The organism is Streptomyces synnematoformans, assembly GCF_039531005.1.
Taxonomy (GTDB): Bacteria; Actinomycetota; Actinomycetes; order Streptomycetales; family Streptomycetaceae; genus Streptomyces; species Streptomyces synnematoformans.
This window is the reverse complement of sequence record NZ_BAAAPF010000602.1, coordinates 1163-1912: the sequence shown is the minus strand read 5'-3', so window position 1 is coordinate 1912 and position 750 is coordinate 1163. Positions and strand designations below refer to the sequence as shown.

The 750-nt window shown below is 72.0% G+C and carries 1 protein-coding gene; it reads left to right on the top strand.

What is annotated here, in order from left to right; genetic code table 11:
- Positions 1 to 685 (top strand): TerD family protein (locus ABD317_RS36435; protein ID WP_344296271.1); only part of this gene is annotated, 685 nt, incomplete at its 5' end.
- Positions 686 to 750: the final 65 nt, after the last annotated feature.

Sequence of the window (750 nt, the reverse complement as noted above, 5' to 3'; positions counted from 1 at the left end):
CGCCGCCCCCGCCGCCCCCGCCGCCGGCGGCCCAGGCCCGCCCCCGGCCGCGCCGCAGCAGCCCGGCCCGCCGCCGGCGGGCGCGCAGCCCGGGAAGATCAACCTGGACAAGGGCCGGGTCAACCTGCAGAAGAACCAGACGGTCTCGCTGGTCAAGGGCGGCCAGCCGGTGCTGACCACCGTCAAGATGGGCCTGGGCTGGGAGCCCGCCTTCGGCGGCGGCCGCCGCCGCGCCAAGTCCATCGACCTGGACGCCTCCGTCATCGCGTACGGCCCCCAGCGCAACAAGATCGACAACTGCTTCTTCGGCAAGCTGCAGATCCTCAACGGCGCCATCCAGCACTCCGGCGACAACCTCACCGGCGAGGGCAGCGGCGACGACGAGGTCATCACCGTCCACCTCGGCGGCCTGCCGCCCGACGTCACCGGCCTGGTCTTCACGGTGAACTCCTTCTCCGGACAGAAGTTCACCGACGTCGCCAAGGCGTACTGCCGCCTGCTCGACGGCCAGACCGGCGAGGAGATGGTCCGCTTCGACCTCACCCACTCCGAGCCCCGCACCGGCGTGCTGATGGCAAAATTCATCAAGCAGTTCAGCGGCGAGTGGGAGATGACCGCCCTCGGCGAGTACGTCGACTCGCGCACCGTGAAGGGCATGGTCAAGCCCGCCGCGGCGGCGCTGTAGCCGCCGCCCGCGACGTGTGACGGGGGGGGGGCCCGGCCGGCTCCGCCGCTCAGAACTCGTCGTCG